The sequence below is a fragment of the Thermophilibacter sp. genome, assembly GCF_966187215.1.
The window spans coordinates 1-16,224 of the sequence record NZ_CBIFYV010000093.1 but is presented as its reverse complement, the minus strand read 5'-3'; the positions used below and the strand labels follow the sequence as shown (position 1 = coordinate 16,224).

Sequence of the window (16,224 nt, the reverse complement as noted above, 5' to 3'; positions counted from 1 at the left end):
AGACTTCCTGAGCGCTTGCGCGAAGCAGTCTGCCGAGCAAGAGGGGCGGGGCCCTCCGTAGAGGATGACCTACGCCATCACCTTGCGGAACAGCTCCACCACGGCGTCGTGGTCGGCGTCGCGCGGGTTGCCCGGGAAGCAGGCGTCGGCGAGCGCGTCGTCGGCGAGCTGGTCGAGGTCCTCCTCCACGAGGCCGTCGCAGGTGGGCTTGATGTTGACGTCGGCGGAGAGCTGGCGCACCGCGGCGATGGCGGCGTCGGCGGCCTCGTCCGTGCTCATGCCCGTGGTGTCGACGCCCATCGCGCGCGCCACGTCGGCCAGGCGCTCGGCCACGACCGGCTTGTTGTACTCCATCGCCACCGGCAGCAGCATCGCGCAGGCCACGCCGTGCGGAGTGTCATAGTGGGCCGAGAGCGTGTGCGCCATGGCGTGGTCGATGCCGAGGCCCACGTTGGAGAAGCCCATGCCGGCGATGTACTGGCCGAGGGCCATGCCCTCGCGGCCGCTGCCCGGCTTGCCGCTCTTGGCCTCTGCCACGGCGTCGCGCAGGTTCCTGGAGATGATCTCGATGGCCTTGAGGTGGAACATGTCGGAGAGCTCCCAGGCGCCCTTGGTGGTGTAGCCCTCAATAGCGTGCGTGAGCGCGTCCATGCCGGTGGCGGCGGTGAGGCCGGCGGGCATGGAGGCCATCATGTCCGGATCGACCACGGCCACGTCGGGGATGTCGTTGACGTCCACGCAGACGAACTTGCGGACCTTCTCGGGGTCGGTGATCACGTAGTTGATCGTGACCTCGGCCGCGGTGCCGGCGGTGGTGGGCACGGCGATGGTGAAGACCGCGTGGTTCTTGGTGGGCGCCACGCCCTCGAGCGAGGTGACGTCGGCGAACTCGGGGTTGGTGGCGATGATGCCAATGGCCTTGGCGGTGTCCATCGAGGAGCCGCCGCCGATGGTCACGATGCAGTCGGCCCCGCTGGCCTGGTAGGCGGCGACGCCGTCCTGGACGTTCTTAATCGTGGGGTTGGGCTTGATCTCGGAGTAGAGCTCCCAGGCGATGCCGGCCTCGTCGAGCAGGTCGGTCACCTTGGCGGTGACGCCGAACTTCACGAGGTCGGGGTCGGAGCAGACGAACGCCTTGCTATAGCCGCGACGGCTGATCTCGCCGGGGATCTCCTTGATGGCCCCGGAGCCGTGGTACGAGACGTTGTTGAGGACGAAGCGGTTGACTGCCATTGGGTTCCCCCTTTTTCGATGCGTGCCGGTAGGCCGGCGGTCCGCTCGTCAGTATTCCCCGCCCCGCCCGGGGACGGCGACACTTCTCCGCGGGCGGCAGTCAGCGTCGGCGAACTGCGGCGGCTCGGCGCGGCCTACAGCGAGCGCAGCGCGTCGACGATGCCGGTCTTGCCCGCGGTCTTCTCGTCCTTCATCTTGATGACGCGGGCGGGGACCCCGGCGACGACCGCCCCGGCGGGCACGTCCTCCACGCAGACGGCGCCGGCGGCCACCACGGCCCCCGCGCCCACGCGCACGCCCTCGAGCACCACCGCGTTGGCGCCGATCATGACGTCGTCCTCCACGACGACGGGCGTGGCGCTCGCGGGCTCCACGACGCCGGCGAGCACGGTGCCGGCGCCGATGTGGCAGTTGCGCCCCACCGTGGCGCGACCGCCGAGCACGACGCCCATGTCGATCATCGTCCCCGCGCCGACGACGGCGCCGATGTTGACGATCGCGCCCATCATGACCACGGCGTTGTCACCGATCTCCACGTGGTCGCGGATGATCGCGCCCGGCTCGATGCGGGCGTTGACGCCGCGCACGTCGAGCAGCGGCACGGCGGAGTTGCGGCGGTCGCACTCGACGACGAGGTCGTCGATCTTGTCGGCCTGCGCGGCGAGCGCGGGCCCGAGCGCGGACCAGTCGCCGAACGCCACGGCATCGGGCGCGCCGAAGACGTGCTCGGCCGCCGAGAGGTCGAGCCTCTCGCCCTCCCTGGCACGCACGTAGGCCTTGACCGGCGTGGTCTTCTCGGCGTTGGCGATGAAGTCGATGATCTCCTGCGCGTCCATGCGCTCCCCTCTCTCTGCGGCGGCGGGCGGCCCGCCCTAGCCGAACATCAGCGTGTCGAAGTCGTAGAGGCCCGCCGGCCGCGCGAGCAGGCGCTCGGCGGCCGTCACGGCGCCGGCGACGAAGATCTGGCGGCTCGTGGCGCGGTGCGTGAGGCAGAGCTCCTCGTCGGTGCCGAAGAGGTGCACCTCGTGCGTGCCGGCCACGGTCCCCCCGCGCAGCGCGTGCACGCCGATCTCGCCGGGGCGCCGCGGGCCGCAGACGCCCTCGCGCCCGCTCACCACCGGGCGCTCGCCCGCGGGATCGACGGCGGCGAGCAGCGCCTTCGCGGTCCCGGAGGGCGCGTCGACCTTCTGGTTGTGGTGCGTCTCCACGATCTCGACGTCCCAGTCGGGCAGCGCGGCGGCCGCCAGGGCCGCGGCGCGCCGCAGCACCGCCACGCCGAGCGAGTAGTTGGACGCCCAGATCACGCGGTTCGTCTCGCCCAGCGCGCGCAGCGCCGCGAGGTCGTCGTCACCGAGGCCCGTGGTGCCCGACACCACCGCCGCCCCGGTGCGGCGCGCGTAGGCGACCACGTGCGGCAGCGCGGCCGGCGCGGAGAAGTCCACCACCAGGTCGGCCGCCGGGGCGGTCTCGTCGAGCTGCGCCACGGTGTCGGCGTCGTAGCCGCCGACGACCTCGTGCCCGCGGGCCGCGAGCTCGGCGGCGACCAGCGTGCCCATGCGCCCCGCGGCGCCCACCACGATCGCCCTAGCCAAGCAGACCAGCCCCTCTCATCGCCGCGGTCAGACGCGCGCGGTTCTCGTCGGCCATCGGCCACAGCGGCTGGCGGTAGCGCTCCTCGATGAGGCCCATCTCGGCAAGGGCCGCCTTGACCGGAATCGGGTTGACCTCGCAGAAGAGGGCGTGGATGAGCTCGAGGTTGTCGAGCTGCGCCCTGCGGGCGGCCGCCACGTCCCCGGCGAGGAAGTCCGCGCACATCTTGTGCACCGTCGCCGGGGCGACGTCGGCCCAGACCGAGATCACGCCCTGCGCGCCGAGGCTCATGAGCGGCACCACGATGTCGTCGTTGCCGCTGAACATGCGGAAGTCGTCGGAGAGGTAGCGGGCCACCGTGCTCGCGTACTCGATCGAGCCGGACGCCTCCTTGATGCCCCACGCGTTGGGGTGCTCGGCGAGGCGCGCCACGTTCCTCTCGCTGATCGAGCAGCCGGTGCGGCCGGGGATGTTGTAGAGGACGCACGGCACGTCCACCTGGTCGAGGACGGCAGTGAAGTGATGATAGATGCCCTCCTCGTTGGACTTGTTGTAGTAGGGCGTGATGAGGAGAAGCCCGTCCACGCCCAGCTTGACGAGGCCCGCCGCCTTGCGCTGCGACTCGGCCGTGGAGTTGGAGCCGGCGCCGCCGATCACCGGCACGCGGCCGGCCACGCGCTCGACCACGCAGCGGGCGACCTCGTAGTCCTCGTCGTCGGTCATCGCGGACGACTCGCCGGTGGTGCCGAGCACGAGGATGCCGTCGGTGCCGTTCTCGAGGTGGAAGTCGACCAGGCGCTCGAGCGCCTCAAAGTCGATCGATCCGTCCACCTTGAACGGCGTGACGAGCGCCACGATCGAGCCGGTCAGGTTGGTCATGTCCATGCGTCTCTCCCTTCTCGGGGTCGGGCGGGTCCCGGGCGGGCCCGTCAGCCCACCAGCGTTGCCAGGTAGTCCTCGGGGGTCTCGGCGCGACGGATCAGCTCCACCGAGCCGTCCTCGCGCAGCAGCAGCTCGGCCGAGCGCAGCGCGCCGTTGTAGTTGTAGCCCATGGAGAACCCGTGGGCCCCCGCGTCGTGAATGAACAGCAGGTCGCCCACGTGGGTCTCGGGCAGCGCCCGGTCGCGCGCGAACTGGTCGTTGTTCTCACAGAGCCGGCCGACCACGTTGTAGCGGCGGTCGCACGGCGCGTCCTCGCGGCCCATCACGGTGACGTGGTGGTAGGCGTCGTAGAAGGCCGGCCGCATGAGGTTGGCCGCGCAGGCGTCCACGCCCAGGTAGTCGCGGTAGGTGACCTTCTCGTGGATCACGCGGGTCACGAGCGCGCCGGCCGGCGCCAGCATCCAGCGACCGAGCTCGGTGAAGACGGCCACGTCGCCCATGCCGGCGGGCACGAGCACCTCCTCGAAGGCCCGGCGCACGCCCGCGCCGATCGCCGCGATGTCGCAGGGCTCCTCCTCCGGGCGGTACGCCACGCCGACGCCGCCCGACAGGTCCACGAAGCCCACGTGCACGCCGAGGCGCGCGCGGAGGTCGGCCGCCATGCCGAAGAGCAGGCGCGCGAGCCGCGGGTAGTAGTCGGGCGCGAGGGCGTTGCTGGCGAGAAACGCGTGGATGCCGAACTCGCGCACGCCGAGCGTGGCCAGGCGCGCGAACGCCTCCTCGAGCTGGGCCGGCGTCATGCCGAACTTGGAGTCGGCCGGGGTGCCGATGATGCCGTTGGCGCTCTCGAAGTCGCCGCCGGGGTTCACGCGGCAGCAGACGGTCTCGGGCACGCGGCCGCCGAGCGAGCGGACCAGGCAGTCCACCATGTCCGCGCCGTCGAGGTTGATGATCGCGCCGCGCGCGTCGGCGGCGCGGAAGTCCTCGTCGGGCGTGTCGTTTGAGCTGAGCATGATCGCGCGGCCCGAGACGCCGGCGCGGTCGGCGAGCAGCAGCTCCACGCCCGTGGCGCAGTCGAGCCCGCAGCCGCACTCCGCCAGGACGCGCAGGATGGCGGGGTTGGGCGTGGCCTTGACGGCGAAGTACTCCCTGAAGCCCGGGTTCCACGAGAAGGCCGCGTTGAGCGCGCGGGCCCGGGCGCGGATCTGGGCCTCGTCATAGAGGTAGAACGGCGTCGGGTACTTCTCGGCTATGGCCTCGAGCTGGTCCTTTGTGACGAACGGCCGCTTCTCCATGGCACCTCTCCCCCGGGCAGGTGCGCTGCCCTGGGCGGAGCGTGCGTCCGCGGCAAAGGATAGCGCCCCTGCGAGCCTCTTCTCGCAGACAGTCCCGGGGGTGTTTCCCACGGGCCCACCGCCGCGCCGCGCCCGGCAACGGAAGTTCGGCGGACCTTGCCTCCCCCCGGGATCTCTGCCTGCCGGCTCCCCCGGAGCTCATCATGTCCGCTCCTCTATCGATGGCCGTAGCCTAGCACCGCGCGCGGGCGCCCACAAGGCGGAAAACAAGACGGAAACATCGTCGGGGGCCGGCGCGACGCCGGCCGCGGGGACCGGCCGTCGCGCGCGAGCGGCACCGGCCGCGCCCCTCTCGCCCTTTCTCGCCCTAGCGTCGACCGCCCACGCCGAGACGGAAGAACGCCACGCACCAGCACGCGACGGGCACCACCGAGAGCACCGTCAGCGCCGCGTAGGCCTCGCGCGTCCCGAGCATCGTGGAGACGGCCATGTCCGCGGCCCCCGCCTGCGCGGCGTTGACCACCGCGGTCACGGCGCTCGTCCCCATGGCACCAAAGAGCTGCTGAAGCGTGTTGATCACGGCGTTGCCGTCGGCCTTGACGGCGGGCCCGAGCCGCAAAAGCGACGTCGTCATGGCGTTGCCGATCATGAGGGACTGGCCAAAGGCGAACAGCGTGTACACGAGCATCGCCGGCACGGTCTCCAGGCGCTCGGAGAGCGCGCAGAGAAGGACGAGCGCGACCAGCATGCAGCACGTGCCCGTGAGGACGGGGCGACGCGGTCCCAGGCGGTCGAGCAGCTGGCCGGAGAGCGGAGCCATCACGGCGCCGACCGCGCAGCCCAGCAGCAGGATCGAGCCCGCCTCGGTCTCACCCGCGCCCATCACGAGCTGCGCGTAGTTGGGAAGCAGAAACGACAGGCCCAGCACCGAGAACTGCACGCACGCGATCGAGGCGAGACCCAGGTCGAAGGCCGGCACCCGGAAGACCTCGAGCGCGATGAGCGGGTGGTCGCAGCTCCGCTCGCGCGCCACGAAACACGCGAGGAGCGCCGCGAAGGCCGCGAGCAGCCCGAGCGAGGCCACGCCCACGCCCGCGGTGCCGAGCTCGTTCACGCCGAGGATGAGCGCCGCGAACGAGCACGCGAGCACGGCCCAGCCCGGTGCGTCGAAGGGGGTGCGGGACACGGGGTGACTCTGACGGATGGAGCCGACGCCGAGCACGAAGGCCACCGCGAGCACCGGCAGCAGGGCCGCGAAGATCATCCGCCAGCCGAACGTCTCGGCGAGCCAGCCGCCGAGCGAGGGGCCCACCGCCGGGGCCATGGCGTTCACGAGCGTCCCGATGCCCATCATGATGCCGATGTGCCTCTCGGGCGCCTGCTCGGTGATGATGTTGAACATGAGCGGCAGCGCGATGCCGGTGCCGACACCCTCGAGCACGCGGCCCACGAGCAGCATCGGGAACACGGTCGCGGCGAGCCCGCACACGATGCCGGCGATATAGAACGCCATGGCGGCCACGAACACGTGGCGCGTGCGGAACCGCTTGTTAAGGTAGGAGGACGTGGGCACGATGGCCGCGAGAACGAGCAGGTAGGACGTCGTGAGCCACTGGACGGTCGACGTCTCGACGTCGAACTCCGTCATGAGGGTGGGAAACGTCACGTTCATCGCCGTCTCGACCACGACCCCCGAGAAGGACATGATGCCCGCCGCTACGACGGAGAGGATGAGACGAGCGTCGAGCACGCGGTGAAAGGCGGGCGCGGAAGGCGTCGAGGCGGCGTCCCGCGTCACGGAACCGGACGTCGGAGGGCCGCCCTCCTCCTCGCTCGGCTCGGCGATGACGCGGTCGTCGTGGTTCCGCTCACTGTTCATGGCTCCCCCTTCGTCTGCGGGCAGATTCGCGGGGGCAGTATAGGGGGCGTTCGGCGAGCTGGCGCTGCGGGCGCGCGAGCCGTAACAAAACCGGTGATTTTCGAAAAGACGAGGCCCGGACCGCCCGGCGCCGGCCGCGCCGCGCGGGCGTGGCGGCCGGCCGCGCGCGCAGATGTCGGCCGACTGGGCGCCGCGCGTGACGGTTATGTACACCCCCGACGACTATGTACACCGAGCGTCGGACGCCCGGATAGGGGCAGAGCTGTGACCTGCGGCTTTGTTAGGGGGCACGGGGACTTGTCGGCACGCGGGTGTACATAGTCGGCGCCGGTGTACATAACCGGTCTCCCAGGGGGTCGAGGTTGCCCCGCCCCGGGCGCACGACCCCAGCCCATGGGTTGCCCCTACTCCCCTTGCCACCACGGGTCCCCCTCGTCATACCAGCCCGAGAGGTCGCCGACGGTCACCGTCCCCTCATCCGCGGACACGAGGTCGAGTCGAATCCGACGTCCGTCGTCCGAGGAGAAGCGATGGACGGTGTAGGTCGCGCTCCCCACGGGCCTTCCCCCAAAGTACTCGAGCGTGAGCGTGATGTTGTCGCCGTCGAGCGCATAGGTCCCCGTCCCCTCGGCGCCACCGTAGCCATAGAGCCAGCGGGTCACCGTGCCGTCAGGGGCAAAGGCGAGGTAGGCGACGCCTGCGTGACCGGCGTCGGCGCCCTCGAGCATCCAGACCCCGTCGCCCTCCGTGAGCCATGCGAGCGTCTCTGCCGCGAGCCTGGCGTCCTCCTCTTCCTGTGCGGCGATCTCCCCCTCCGATTGGGGCGTGTCCGCGGGAACGTACGTACCGTCAAGCTCAGCGATGCCGCAGGAGAGCTCGAAGGATCCGTCGTCGTTCAACGTGAACGCGAGCGTGGCGTCCCCATAGTCCAGCGACGAGACCGAGGCCGTGCCGGTCGCTCCCTCGAACGGCACGATCAGGGGCTGGTAGTTGGTGAGCGAGAACATGCGGTACCCCGCCGTCGCCTCGTGGCTGAACGCGAGGCCGTCGTCCGTCGGAGCGACCTCGAACGTTGACCACGTCCGCTCGGTGCCGCCCACCCGCCGATAGGTTCCCGAGAAGCTCGAGGGGTCGACGCCCGACGTCGCCTCGGCGCATCCGCACGCGCAGGTCCCCGTGAGCGCACGATCGGCCAGGCTGAAGTACGTATCCTTGTACTGCTCGATGAGCCCTATCATCCTCCGGCGATCCTGCTGCTGCGACGCTGACCGCTCGACGACCCTCTGGGCGCCCTCCTGGTCCATCCATGGCCGGTCGCCCACGGTCTTTGCCCAGCGCGCCGACTCGTCGAGCGCGAACACCTGAAACTCCAGGTACGCCTCCCAATTGTCGACGAACGACGCCGCGCTCGGCATCTCCCCGCCCGCGGTCAGCTCCGAGCTGGCGGCCATGAACGAGTCGCTCAGCCCCTGTCTCAGGTACTGGGAGAGCACGTAGGTCGCGATCATGCCCATGTTCGCTTCCGAGTCATCGCCGTTGGAAAGGAGGATGTCCATCGCGTCCAGCCCCAGCGAGAGCAGGGGGTTCTCCCCCTTGAGGGCGTCCCAGACGCTGTCGGTGACCACGGTGGCCATCTGCGACCCGACGAGCCCCACGCCGTCCTCGTTGAATATCAGGTTTGCGTAGACGGACTCGTCGTAGGCGTCAATCACGCGGTCGGCGGCGGCCGCGAAGTCCTGGTTGCCGCCCTTCTCGGCCCGGTCGCGGGCGGCCGACAGGAGCACGATGCGCCTCTCGTCCGTGCCGAGGGCGGCGTCGATGCTCAGCCATGCCTCGCTCATCTTTTCGGACGTCTGCGCGGCGAACCAGCCCCCGTCGATCGCCGCCGAGAAGCTCTTCATGGCCGCGGCGTCACTTGACAGGCTGGCCGCCAGATCCTCCCCCGTCAGTCCCTTCCACCCCTCCAGAAACTCGTCGTACTGCGTCTTGTCGTCATCCGCCATCAGCCCCAGGACGGTCACCATGACGTCAGTCAGACTGACCGACGCGTCATCCGAGCCCGTGGGCGCGGACTCGTCATCCTCATACGCGAGCCAGGCAAGGATGGCGACCTCGTAGAGGTGCTGGGCGGAGGCTCCCGACGGACCGTTGTAGATGGTGTTGAGTATCCCGGACGAGATGGCGAGTCCCCAGTCGTCGGTAATCGCGCCGCCAACCATCTCGTACTCGGGGGTCGGGAGGTTGAGGAACGCGCGATAGAGAGCGGCGTCGCCGGTCGTCGTTATGCTGACGACCCAGGGGTACATGCCCATCTCAGCGGCTTGCCGAGCGCTGACGCACTCTCCGTCCGGGCAGCCGTCGCCACAGGCGCAGGCGAGCGGGGACCCGGGATTCGGCGTCACGAGCGCGCCGAGCGACGCCGACGAGCCGGACGCCACGGAAGCTCCGCCGGTCTCTGCCCCGGGCCCGGTGCCGGACGAGCCGCACCCCACGAGAAAGACGAGGCAATACGCCATCATCAGAGCCGCAATCGCGTGCGCCGGGGATGACCCCGCACGCCCGGAACCCCCGATGAACCGTGTCACGCGCATCACCGCCGCCCTCGAGCACATTGGCAGATCGTCATCAGCAAGAGTATATGGGCGAAGCGCGCCGCGAGCCCGATTCGCGCGGCCCCATTCCGCCCAACGGACCGGACCGCCCGACGCCGGCGGCGCGCCACGGGCGTGGTGGCCGTCCGCGCGCGCAGATGTCGGACGACTGGGCCCCGCGCGTGACGGTTATGTACACCGACGACGACTATGTACACCGAGTGTCGGACACCCGGATAGGAACGTCACTGTGACCTGCGGCTTTGCTAGGGGGCACAGGGGCTTGCCGGCACGCGGGTGTACATAGTCGTCGGGGGTGTACATAACCGTCCGCCCAAGGAGCCGAAGTCGCCCGCCCCGGACCTGCGGCCGGCCGTCCACGGACGCCGGGGCCCGCCCCGGGCCCGCGCTGCGAGCGGCGCGCGCCCGCGTGCGCTACCCTTGTCTGAAAGCCGCCGCAAGGAGCCCCCATGAACGAGAAGATCGCCGCCATCGCCCGCACCTACGCCGACGAGTGCCATGAGGAGGAGCTCGAGCTGCTCCGCACGCTCGCGCGCATCCCCGCGCCGTCGGGCCACGAGCAGAGGCGCGCCGAGTTCGTGCGCGACTGGCTGCTCGCCCAGGGCGCGCCGGTGGGCGCCGTGCGCATCGACCGCGCCAAGAACGTCATCCTGAGCCTGCCCGGCCCCGAGGGCGCCGACGACGGCTGCGCGGTCTTCGCCGCCCACACCGACGTGGTCTTCCCCGACACCGACGCCCTCCACCTGGCCGAGAGCACCGCGCGCCTGCACGCCCCCGGCGTGGGCGACGACACGGCCAACCTCGTGGGCCTCATGTTCGCGGCGCGCTACCTGCTGCGCGAGCGCGTGCCCCTGGACCGCCGTCTGCTCGTGGTGGCCAACTCGTGCGAGGAGGGCCTCGGCAACCTGGCGGGCACGCGCGAGCTCTTCCGCCATTACGCCGGGCGCGTGCGCGAGTACACGAGCTTCGACCTCTACCTCGGCACGCACGTGACGTCGGCCGTGGGCAGCCACCGCTGGCGCGTGGTGTGCCACACCGAGGGCGGCCACTCCTGGGAGAACTTCGGGCGCGACAACGCGATCGAGGCGCTGTGCTCGTTCATCGAGGACCTCTACGCGCTCGAGCTGCCCACGCGGGCCAAGACCACCGTCAACGTGGGGCGCTTCGTGGGCGGCACCACGGTGAACTCCATCGCCGAGGAGGCGAGCGTGCTCGTGGAGTACCGCTCGAGCTCGGAGGAGTGCCTCGAGGAGATGTACGGCAAGTTCGTGGTGCTCGTGGAGGAGCACCTCAAGGAGCGCACGCGCATCGACGCCAAGCTCATCGGCCGCCGCCCGGCCTCCGGCGAGGTCGTGCCCGCCGGCCAGGCGGAGCTCATCGCCCGCGCCGACGAGGTCATCCGCGAGCTCGGCGGCGTGACGCCCGAGCACCACGAGTCCTCGACCGACGCCAACATCCCCTTCTCGCTGGGCATCCCCGCGCATACCGTGGGCGCCGTGGCGGGGGACCTGCTCCACACGCGCGAGGAGTGGGTCGAGAAGGACAGCCTGCGCCGTGGCGAGGCCGTGATCCTCGCGCTCATGCTGCAGCACGCCCGCGACCTGTGACGGGCGGCTCCGGCCCCGCGGCCGCGCCCCTCTCGCCGCACAAAAAAAGGAGCCCGCAGGCTCCTCCTCCCGTGTGGGATGTGCCGACGCTTACGCCGCGCGCACGCACTTGACGAGCAGCGGCGACTCCGCGTGGTTCTGCTCGTGGGAGGAGAACCACTCGTCCACGTCGTTGAACAGGATGCGCTTGCTGTCGGCCCAGAAGCTGCGCTCGTGGCCGTCGATGAGCGCGCGGTACTCGCCGCCCATGAACCAGCCGTTGTGGCACGCGTCGAGCACCTTGCGCTGGCGCCTGTTCATGTCCTTGATCTTGGTCATGCCTTCCCTCCTTTCGGGTGTGGGTACGCCGCTTGTTATACCCGACGCGACCGATCGCAAAAAGCATGTTGACAGAACCTTTACAACTTGCTAATCACCTCTCCACAGCGCGTTAGCCCAATCTTAGGATTCGGTTCATGCGCCCTTATGGCCGGCGCGCCCAGACTCCTTGCCAGTCCACGAGCAAGGAGGAGCCATGACCCACGCAGACCGACCGACCCCGCGCCTCGCGCCCACGCGCTACCGCCACCGCCGGAGGGCGAGAAGGGCGCCGGCGCTCGTGCTCGTCGCCCTGCTCGCCGTGGCGGCCGTGGCCGCGGCGACAGGGCTCGTGGCGAGCCTCACCGCCGCCGGCGCGGGCTCGGCGGGCGCCGCCTCGGGCGCGGCCGAGCGCTCGACGCCGCGCTCCGAGTGGCGCCGCGGGGTGGTGCCGAAGCTCTACCAGACCGACCCGGAGTGGGCCGGCGACGAGTACGCCGGCGCCACGATCCGCGAGAGCGGCTGCGGGCCCACCTGCCTGGCGATGGCCTACGTGGCGCTCACCGGGCGCACCGACCGGGGGCCCGCCGAGATGGCGGCGTTCTCCGAGCGCGGCGGCCACGTCTCGGACGGCATGACCGCCTGGACCCTCATGACCGACGGCGCCGCCGAGCTGGGGCTCACGAGCGAGGAGCTGCCGGCGGACGCCGGGCGGGTTCGCTCCGCGCTGGCCGCGGGGCAGGTGGTCATCTGCAGCATGCGCCCCGGCGACTTCACCACCACGGGCCACTTCATCGTGCTCGCGGGCGTCACCGACGATGGCGACGTCATCGTGCGCGACCCCAACAGCGCCGAGCGCACCGCCCGCGCGTGGGACCTCGAGGACGTGCTCGGCCAGTGCGCCAACCTCTGGGCCCTCTCCGCGTGAGCGCGGGCGGGACGTCGGGGCCGCGCCCGGGCGCGCCCCGCTCGCGGGGAGAATCGCCCCGCTGCCCGACTCGTTTGTTTCAACATACGTTCAGCTTCCTCCTCGTCCCCGCGTCGGCCCGGTAGCATCGAGCCATCGGGCCGCGCGGGCGTCCAGCGCGGCGACAGGTCACGAGTGAGGTGAGGACATGAGACTTCCCAAAATCGTCATCGCGCCCATCCTGTGCCTCTCGCTGGGGCTTCTCGTCGGATGCGGGCAGGCGCCCGCCCAGGACGATGCGGCGACTCAGGACGAGGCGCCGGCGGCCGAGGCCACTGAGCCCGAAGCGGAGCCGGAGCCCGAGCCCGCGATGAGCAACTGGACGGAGAACTCCTTCTACGAGCGTCCCATCTCCGAGATCGCGAGCGACCTCGAGCTTCTGGGCTTCGAGATGAGCGGCGAGAACTCCTATACGGACACGGACGCGCTCGGCGACGTCGTGTTTTACTTCCTCTCGTTCCGGGGCACGCCCGAGGACAACCCCCTCGAGGGATCGGACAAGACGGTCGGCGTCGACTTCACCATCGAGAACCCGGCGCTCAAGGAGGGCGAGACCGAGTACACCCTGGAGAACCTCGACGAGGGAACGATCCCCACCGGATTCAACGTCGGCTTCTACCTCCCCGAGGCCGACCCCTCCGAGTACGAGGCGCTCGCCACGAAGCTGGCGGACGCGGTCGGCCTGGGCGCGTTCACCGACTCCTACGTGGGCGACTTCGCCGGAACGGGCCGCGTGATCGGCAACTTCGATTACGCGGACACCTACAAGGGCGTCGAGTGCACCTCGATGCTGCTCATCAGCCCAACGATGGACGACTACGTCTCGTCTCTCCCCAACCCTGACATGCCGCTGCTGATCAGCTACGGGCCCTACGTGTCCGAGCGGGCGTAGCCCAGCAGCTTCGCGACCGCGATGGGCCGGGGGCCGCGAGGGCTCCCGGCCCCTCTCATGCCGGCAGCTCCACCGTGAACGTGGTCACGCCGCCCTCGCTGGTCGCGCCAATCGTGCCGCCGTGCAGCTCCACGATCTCGCGCGCGATGGCCAGGCCCAGCCCCGCGCCGCCCGTCGCGCTCCCGCGCGACTCGTCGAGCCGGTAGAACTTGTCGAAGATGGCACGCAGCTTGTGCGAGGGGATCGTGGCGCCGACGTCCGTCACCGTGACGCGCGCGACGCCCTCCGCCACCTCGGCCGCGATCTCGATCGGCGTGCCCTCGTCGCTGTACGCGATCGCGTTGCGCAGCAGGTTGCCCAGCACGCGCGCGAGCCGCGCCGCGTCCGCCTCGATCACGAGCGGCGCGCCGGGTGCCTCGGTCGTGCGGCGCGCGCCGGCCACCGTCACGCGCGCCTCGTTGCCGTGGGCCGCGAGCGCGGGATAGAACTCGTCGGCCAGCTGCACGAGCAGCGCCGCCAGGTCCACGGGCGCGCGCTCGAGCTCGATGTGCGTGAGGTTGTAGCGCGTGATGTCAAAGAACTCGTTGACCAGCCGCTCGAGGCGGCACGCCTTGTCGAGCGCCACGCCCGTGTAGCGCCGCCGCTGCGCCTCGGGCATGTCCGGCACCTCGTCGAGCAGCGAGAGGTAGCCGATCACCGAGGTGAGCGGCGTCTTGAGGTCGTGCGCCAGATAGGTCACCAGGTCGGAGCGGCGCGCGGTCTCGTCGGCGAGGCGGCGCTCCTTGTCGGCCGAGGCCCGCTTGGCCTCCGACGCCACGAGCGCCAGCTCCTCCCAGCCCGCGCCGAACGCCTCGCTCGCCTCGAGGTCGTGCTCGAGGTAGGCGCGCAAGAGCTCCGCGGCGCGGGCGCGCTCCCGGCGGCGGGTTCGCCGGGCGGCGAGAAGGGCCGCGGCGGCGCAGCCCACCGCCACGACGACGATCCCGCAGATCCCCAGCTGCATGAAGAAGTACTTGACGCCCGCGGCGTCGAGCACCACGTCGGGCCACACGCCGAGCTCGTTCAGGTTGTGGTAGTCGAGGAACTGCCGGGAAACCCAGTCCATGAACGAGCCGTTCCAGGCCGAGTCCACAAAGCCGAAGACCGTGTCGAACGCGGCGGACGCCACCACGATCGCGCCCGCCACCAGCACGACGGTCAGCAGCACCGGGCGCAGGCGCCCGCCCTTCTCGTCAGCGCTCAATCTTGTACCCACACCCCCAGACGGTCCGGATGTACTTGGGGTCCTCAAACGAGTCCCCCATCTTCTCGCGCAGGTGACGCACGTGGACGGTAATCGAGCCCGAGCCGTTCTCGTAGTAGGCGTCGCCGAAGATGCGCTGGTAGAGCTCGCGCGCCGAGACCACCGCGCCGTCCGCCTCGAGAAGCACGCGCAGCAGCGAGAACTCCGTGGGCGTGAGCGGGAGCGGCCGCTCGTTGAGCGTGGCGGCGTGGGCCGGCACGTCGAGCACGAGGCCCCGGCAGGTGAGAACCTCGCCCGCGCGGCGCGCGCCCTCGCCGGCGGCGCTGTAGGTGGTGTAGCGCCTGAGCTGCGCCTTCACGCGCGCCACGAGCTCGAGCGGCAGGAAGGGCTTGGTCACGTAGTCGTCCGCGCCGAGGTTGAGGCCGCAGATCTTGTCGGTCTGCTCGCCGCGCGCCGTGAGCATGATGATCGGGTAGCTGTGGCGCGCGCGGATGGCCCGGCAGACCTCCAGGCCGCTCGCCCCGGGCAGCATGACGTCGAGGATCGCGAGGTCGAGCGGCGGCGCGGCGTCGTCGGCCACGCGCGCGAGGGCGGCCGCGCCGTCGTGCAGCCGCTCCACCGCGAGCCCCTCGGCCTCCAGATAGACGGCCACGAGCTCGCAGATCTCCGGCTCGTCGTCAACCACCATCACGCGCGCTCCCATGCGCCTCCCTTCGTCGCGCCCAAGGATACGCGAGCGGGGCGGCGCGAATCCTAACGCTTTCCTAAGACGGGGCGAGGGGGCACGCGGAGGCGGGCCTCCGCCCCGGCGCAGCGATACAATTCCGCTATACCCGCGCCGTCCGAGGGAGCGTCCTTGAATCTCAAGCAGCTCGAGTACTTTGTCGCCATCGCCGAGGAGGGCCAGGTCACGGCCGCCGCGCGCCGGCTGCACATCTCGCAGCCGCCCCTCTCCTACGAGCTCGCCCAGCTCGAGCGCGAGCTCGACACCCAGCTCGTGCGCCGCGGCCCGCGCGGCGTGACGCTCACCGAGGCCGGGCGGCTCCTCTACGAGCGGGCCCGCCGCATCCTCGCGATGGCCACCGCCACCGCGCGCGAGGTCTCGAGCGTGGGCAAGGGCCTCACCGGCACGCTCTGCCTCGCCGTGGCCCCCTCGGCCTCGGCGCTCGCGCCGGGAGCGCGCCTGGCGGAGCTCGCCGGACGGGCGGGCCAGGTCTCGGTTGAGTTGCGTGAGGGCACGGTTCCCGAGGTCATCGAGCTCGTGACCGGAGGCATCGCCGAGGTGGGCGTCGTCCGCACGCCGTTCGCGTCCCAGGGGCTGCGCGTGCGCTACGCCCCGGCCGAGCCGCTCGTGGCGGTGATGCCGCCGGCGCTGGAGCGCGGCGCCGAGCTGGAGGTGGGCCTCGACGAGCTCGCCGACGTGCCGATCGTCTGCGACCGCCGCACCGCGGCTCAGCTGGGCCGCGACGTCTTCTGCCTCACCGAGGACGAGCGCACCACCTGCTCGTGCGCCGCGAGCGGCCTGGGCGTGGGCCTCGTGCCGCGCTCGCTGCTCGCCGTCTGCGACACCGGGCCCTGCTACATCAAGACCGTGACCGAGAAGAACCTCGAGAGCCGCGCCGCCGTCATCTGGAAGGCCGGCCGCGCGCTCTCGCCGCCCGCCGAGAGCGCCGTGGTCCTTCTCTGCGAGCTTGAGTCACGCCCGGCCAGAGCCTCATTCAGGGTCCACA

At 70.9% G+C, this 16,224-nt stretch carries 14 protein-coding genes and 1 riboswitch; of the genes, 4 read left to right on the top strand and 10 right to left on the bottom strand.

What is annotated here, in order from left to right:
- Positions 1–69 precede the first annotated feature (69 nt).
- The 7 genes from fucO to ACWTSU_RS07495 form a co-directional block, all read right to left on the bottom strand.
- Positions 70–1,233 carry a lactaldehyde reductase gene (gene fucO / locus ACWTSU_RS07525; protein ID WP_455139330.1) on the bottom strand — a complete coding sequence of 388 codons (1,164 nt, stop codon included), beginning with the start codon at positions 1,231–1,233 and terminating at the stop codon, positions 70–72.
- 134 nt (positions 1,234–1,367) lie between these two features.
- Positions 1,368–2,069: a 2,3,4,5-tetrahydropyridine-2,6-dicarboxylate N-acetyltransferase gene (dapD, locus tag ACWTSU_RS07520; protein WP_455139328.1), complete on the bottom strand. Its 702-nt coding sequence runs from the start codon at positions 2,067–2,069 to the stop codon at positions 1,368–1,370.
- Between the two features lie 36 nt (positions 2,070–2,105).
- On the bottom strand, positions 2,106–2,825 hold the full coding sequence (gene dapB / locus ACWTSU_RS07515; RefSeq protein ID WP_455139326.1) for a 4-hydroxy-tetrahydrodipicolinate reductase: 720 nt from the start codon (positions 2,823–2,825) through the stop codon (positions 2,106–2,108).
- Positions 2,818–3,708 carry a 4-hydroxy-tetrahydrodipicolinate synthase gene (gene dapA, locus ACWTSU_RS07510; protein WP_455139324.1) on the bottom strand — a complete coding sequence of 297 codons (891 nt, stop codon included), beginning with the start codon at positions 3,706–3,708 and terminating at the stop codon, positions 2,818–2,820. The genes dapB and dapA overlap by 8 nt, the downstream gene beginning before the upstream one ends.
- Positions 3,709–3,752: 44 nt before the next feature.
- Positions 3,753–5,000, bottom strand: a complete 1,248-nt coding sequence (locus ACWTSU_RS07505) for a diaminopimelate decarboxylase family protein (protein ID WP_455139322.1) — start codon at positions 4,998–5,000, stop codon at positions 3,753–3,755.
- A gap of 52 nt (positions 5,001–5,052) precedes the next feature.
- Positions 5,053–5,226: riboswitch (Lysine riboswitch) on the bottom strand.
- Positions 5,227–5,367: 141 nt separating this feature from the next.
- A complete protein-coding gene (locus ACWTSU_RS07500) occupies positions 5,368–6,879 on the bottom strand; it encodes an MFS transporter (protein WP_455139320.1) in 1,512 nt (503 codons plus the stop codon).
- Between the two features lie 404 nt (positions 6,880–7,283).
- Positions 7,284–9,398 (bottom strand): hypothetical protein, encoded by a 2,115-nt coding sequence (locus tag ACWTSU_RS07495; RefSeq protein ID WP_455139318.1) that lies wholly within the window; start codon positions 9,396–9,398, stop codon positions 7,284–7,286.
- A gap of 542 nt (positions 9,399–9,940) precedes the next feature.
- Here ACWTSU_RS07495 and ACWTSU_RS07490 point away from each other — a divergent pair.
- Entirely contained in the window at positions 9,941–11,098 is a 1,158-nt protein-coding gene (locus ACWTSU_RS07490; RefSeq protein WP_455139316.1) for a M20/M25/M40 family metallo-hydrolase, read from the top strand.
- Between the two features lie 90 nt (positions 11,099–11,188).
- Here ACWTSU_RS07490 and ACWTSU_RS07485 read toward each other — a convergent pair whose 3' ends face one another.
- A complete protein-coding gene (locus ACWTSU_RS07485) occupies positions 11,189–11,416 on the bottom strand; it encodes a hypothetical protein (RefSeq protein ID WP_455139314.1) in 228 nt (75 codons plus the stop codon).
- A 196-nt stretch (positions 11,417–11,612) separates the two neighbouring features.
- Here ACWTSU_RS07485 and ACWTSU_RS07480 point away from each other — a divergent pair, with 196 nt between their 5' ends.
- Positions 11,613–12,323 (top strand): C39 family peptidase, encoded by a 711-nt coding sequence (locus tag ACWTSU_RS07480; protein ID WP_455139312.1) that lies wholly within the window; start codon positions 11,613–11,615, stop codon positions 12,321–12,323.
- A 187-nt stretch (positions 12,324–12,510) separates the two neighbouring features.
- Positions 12,511–13,254: a hypothetical protein gene (locus ACWTSU_RS07475; RefSeq protein ID WP_455139310.1), complete on the top strand. Its 744-nt coding sequence runs from the start codon at positions 12,511–12,513 to the stop codon at positions 13,252–13,254.
- A 55-nt stretch (positions 13,255–13,309) separates the two neighbouring features.
- Here the strand turns inward: ACWTSU_RS07475 and ACWTSU_RS07470 are convergent, their stop codons facing one another.
- Both ACWTSU_RS07470 and ACWTSU_RS07465 read right to left on the bottom strand, forming a co-directional pair.
- Positions 13,310–14,494: a sensor histidine kinase gene (locus ACWTSU_RS07470; RefSeq protein ID WP_455139308.1), complete on the bottom strand. Its 1,185-nt coding sequence runs from the start codon at positions 14,492–14,494 to the stop codon at positions 13,310–13,312.
- Positions 14,484–15,197: a response regulator transcription factor gene (locus ACWTSU_RS07465; RefSeq protein ID WP_455139306.1), complete on the bottom strand. Its 714-nt coding sequence runs from the start codon at positions 15,195–15,197 to the stop codon at positions 14,484–14,486. The genes ACWTSU_RS07470 and ACWTSU_RS07465 overlap by 11 nt, the downstream gene beginning before the upstream one ends.
- Before the next feature lie 153 nt (positions 15,198–15,350).
- On the opposite strand from ACWTSU_RS07465, the gene ACWTSU_RS07460 reads away from it, so the two are divergent.
- The coding region (locus ACWTSU_RS07460; RefSeq protein WP_455139304.1) for a LysR family transcriptional regulator at positions 15,351–16,224 on the top strand (874 nt) is incomplete at its 3' end.

Coding starts and splice junctions, on each gene's coding strand:
- ACWTSU_RS07475 (WP_455139310.1), top strand. CDS start 12,511: ATGAGACTTCCCAAAATCGTCATCGCGCCCATCCTGTGCCTCTCGCTG.
- fucO (WP_455139330.1), bottom strand. CDS start 1,233: ATGGCAGTCAACCGCTTCGTCCTCAACAACGTCTCGTACCACGGCTCC.
- ACWTSU_RS07505 (WP_455139322.1), bottom strand. CDS start 5,000: ATGGAGAAGCGGCCGTTCGTCACAAAGGACCAGCTCGAGGCCATAGCC.
- ACWTSU_RS07490 (WP_455139316.1), top strand. CDS start 9,941: ATGAACGAGAAGATCGCCGCCATCGCCCGCACCTACGCCGACGAGTGC.
- ACWTSU_RS07465 (WP_455139306.1), bottom strand. CDS start 15,197: ATGGGAGCGCGCGTGATGGTGGTTGACGACGAGCCGGAGATCTGCGAG.
- ACWTSU_RS07485 (WP_455139314.1), bottom strand. CDS start 11,416: ATGACCAAGATCAAGGACATGAACAGGCGCCAGCGCAAGGTGCTCGAC.
- dapD (WP_455139328.1), bottom strand. CDS start 2,069: ATGGACGCGCAGGAGATCATCGACTTCATCGCCAACGCCGAGAAGACC.
- ACWTSU_RS07500 (WP_455139320.1), bottom strand. CDS start 6,879: ATGAACAGTGAGCGGAACCACGACGACCGCGTCATCGCCGAGCCGAGC.
- dapA (WP_455139324.1), bottom strand. CDS start 3,708: ATGGACATGACCAACCTGACCGGCTCGATCGTGGCGCTCGTCACGCCG.
- ACWTSU_RS07480 (WP_455139312.1), top strand. CDS start 11,613: ATGACCCACGCAGACCGACCGACCCCGCGCCTCGCGCCCACGCGCTAC.
- ACWTSU_RS07495 (WP_455139318.1), bottom strand. CDS start 9,398: ATGATGGCGTATTGCCTCGTCTTTCTCGTGGGGTGCGGCTCGTCCGGC.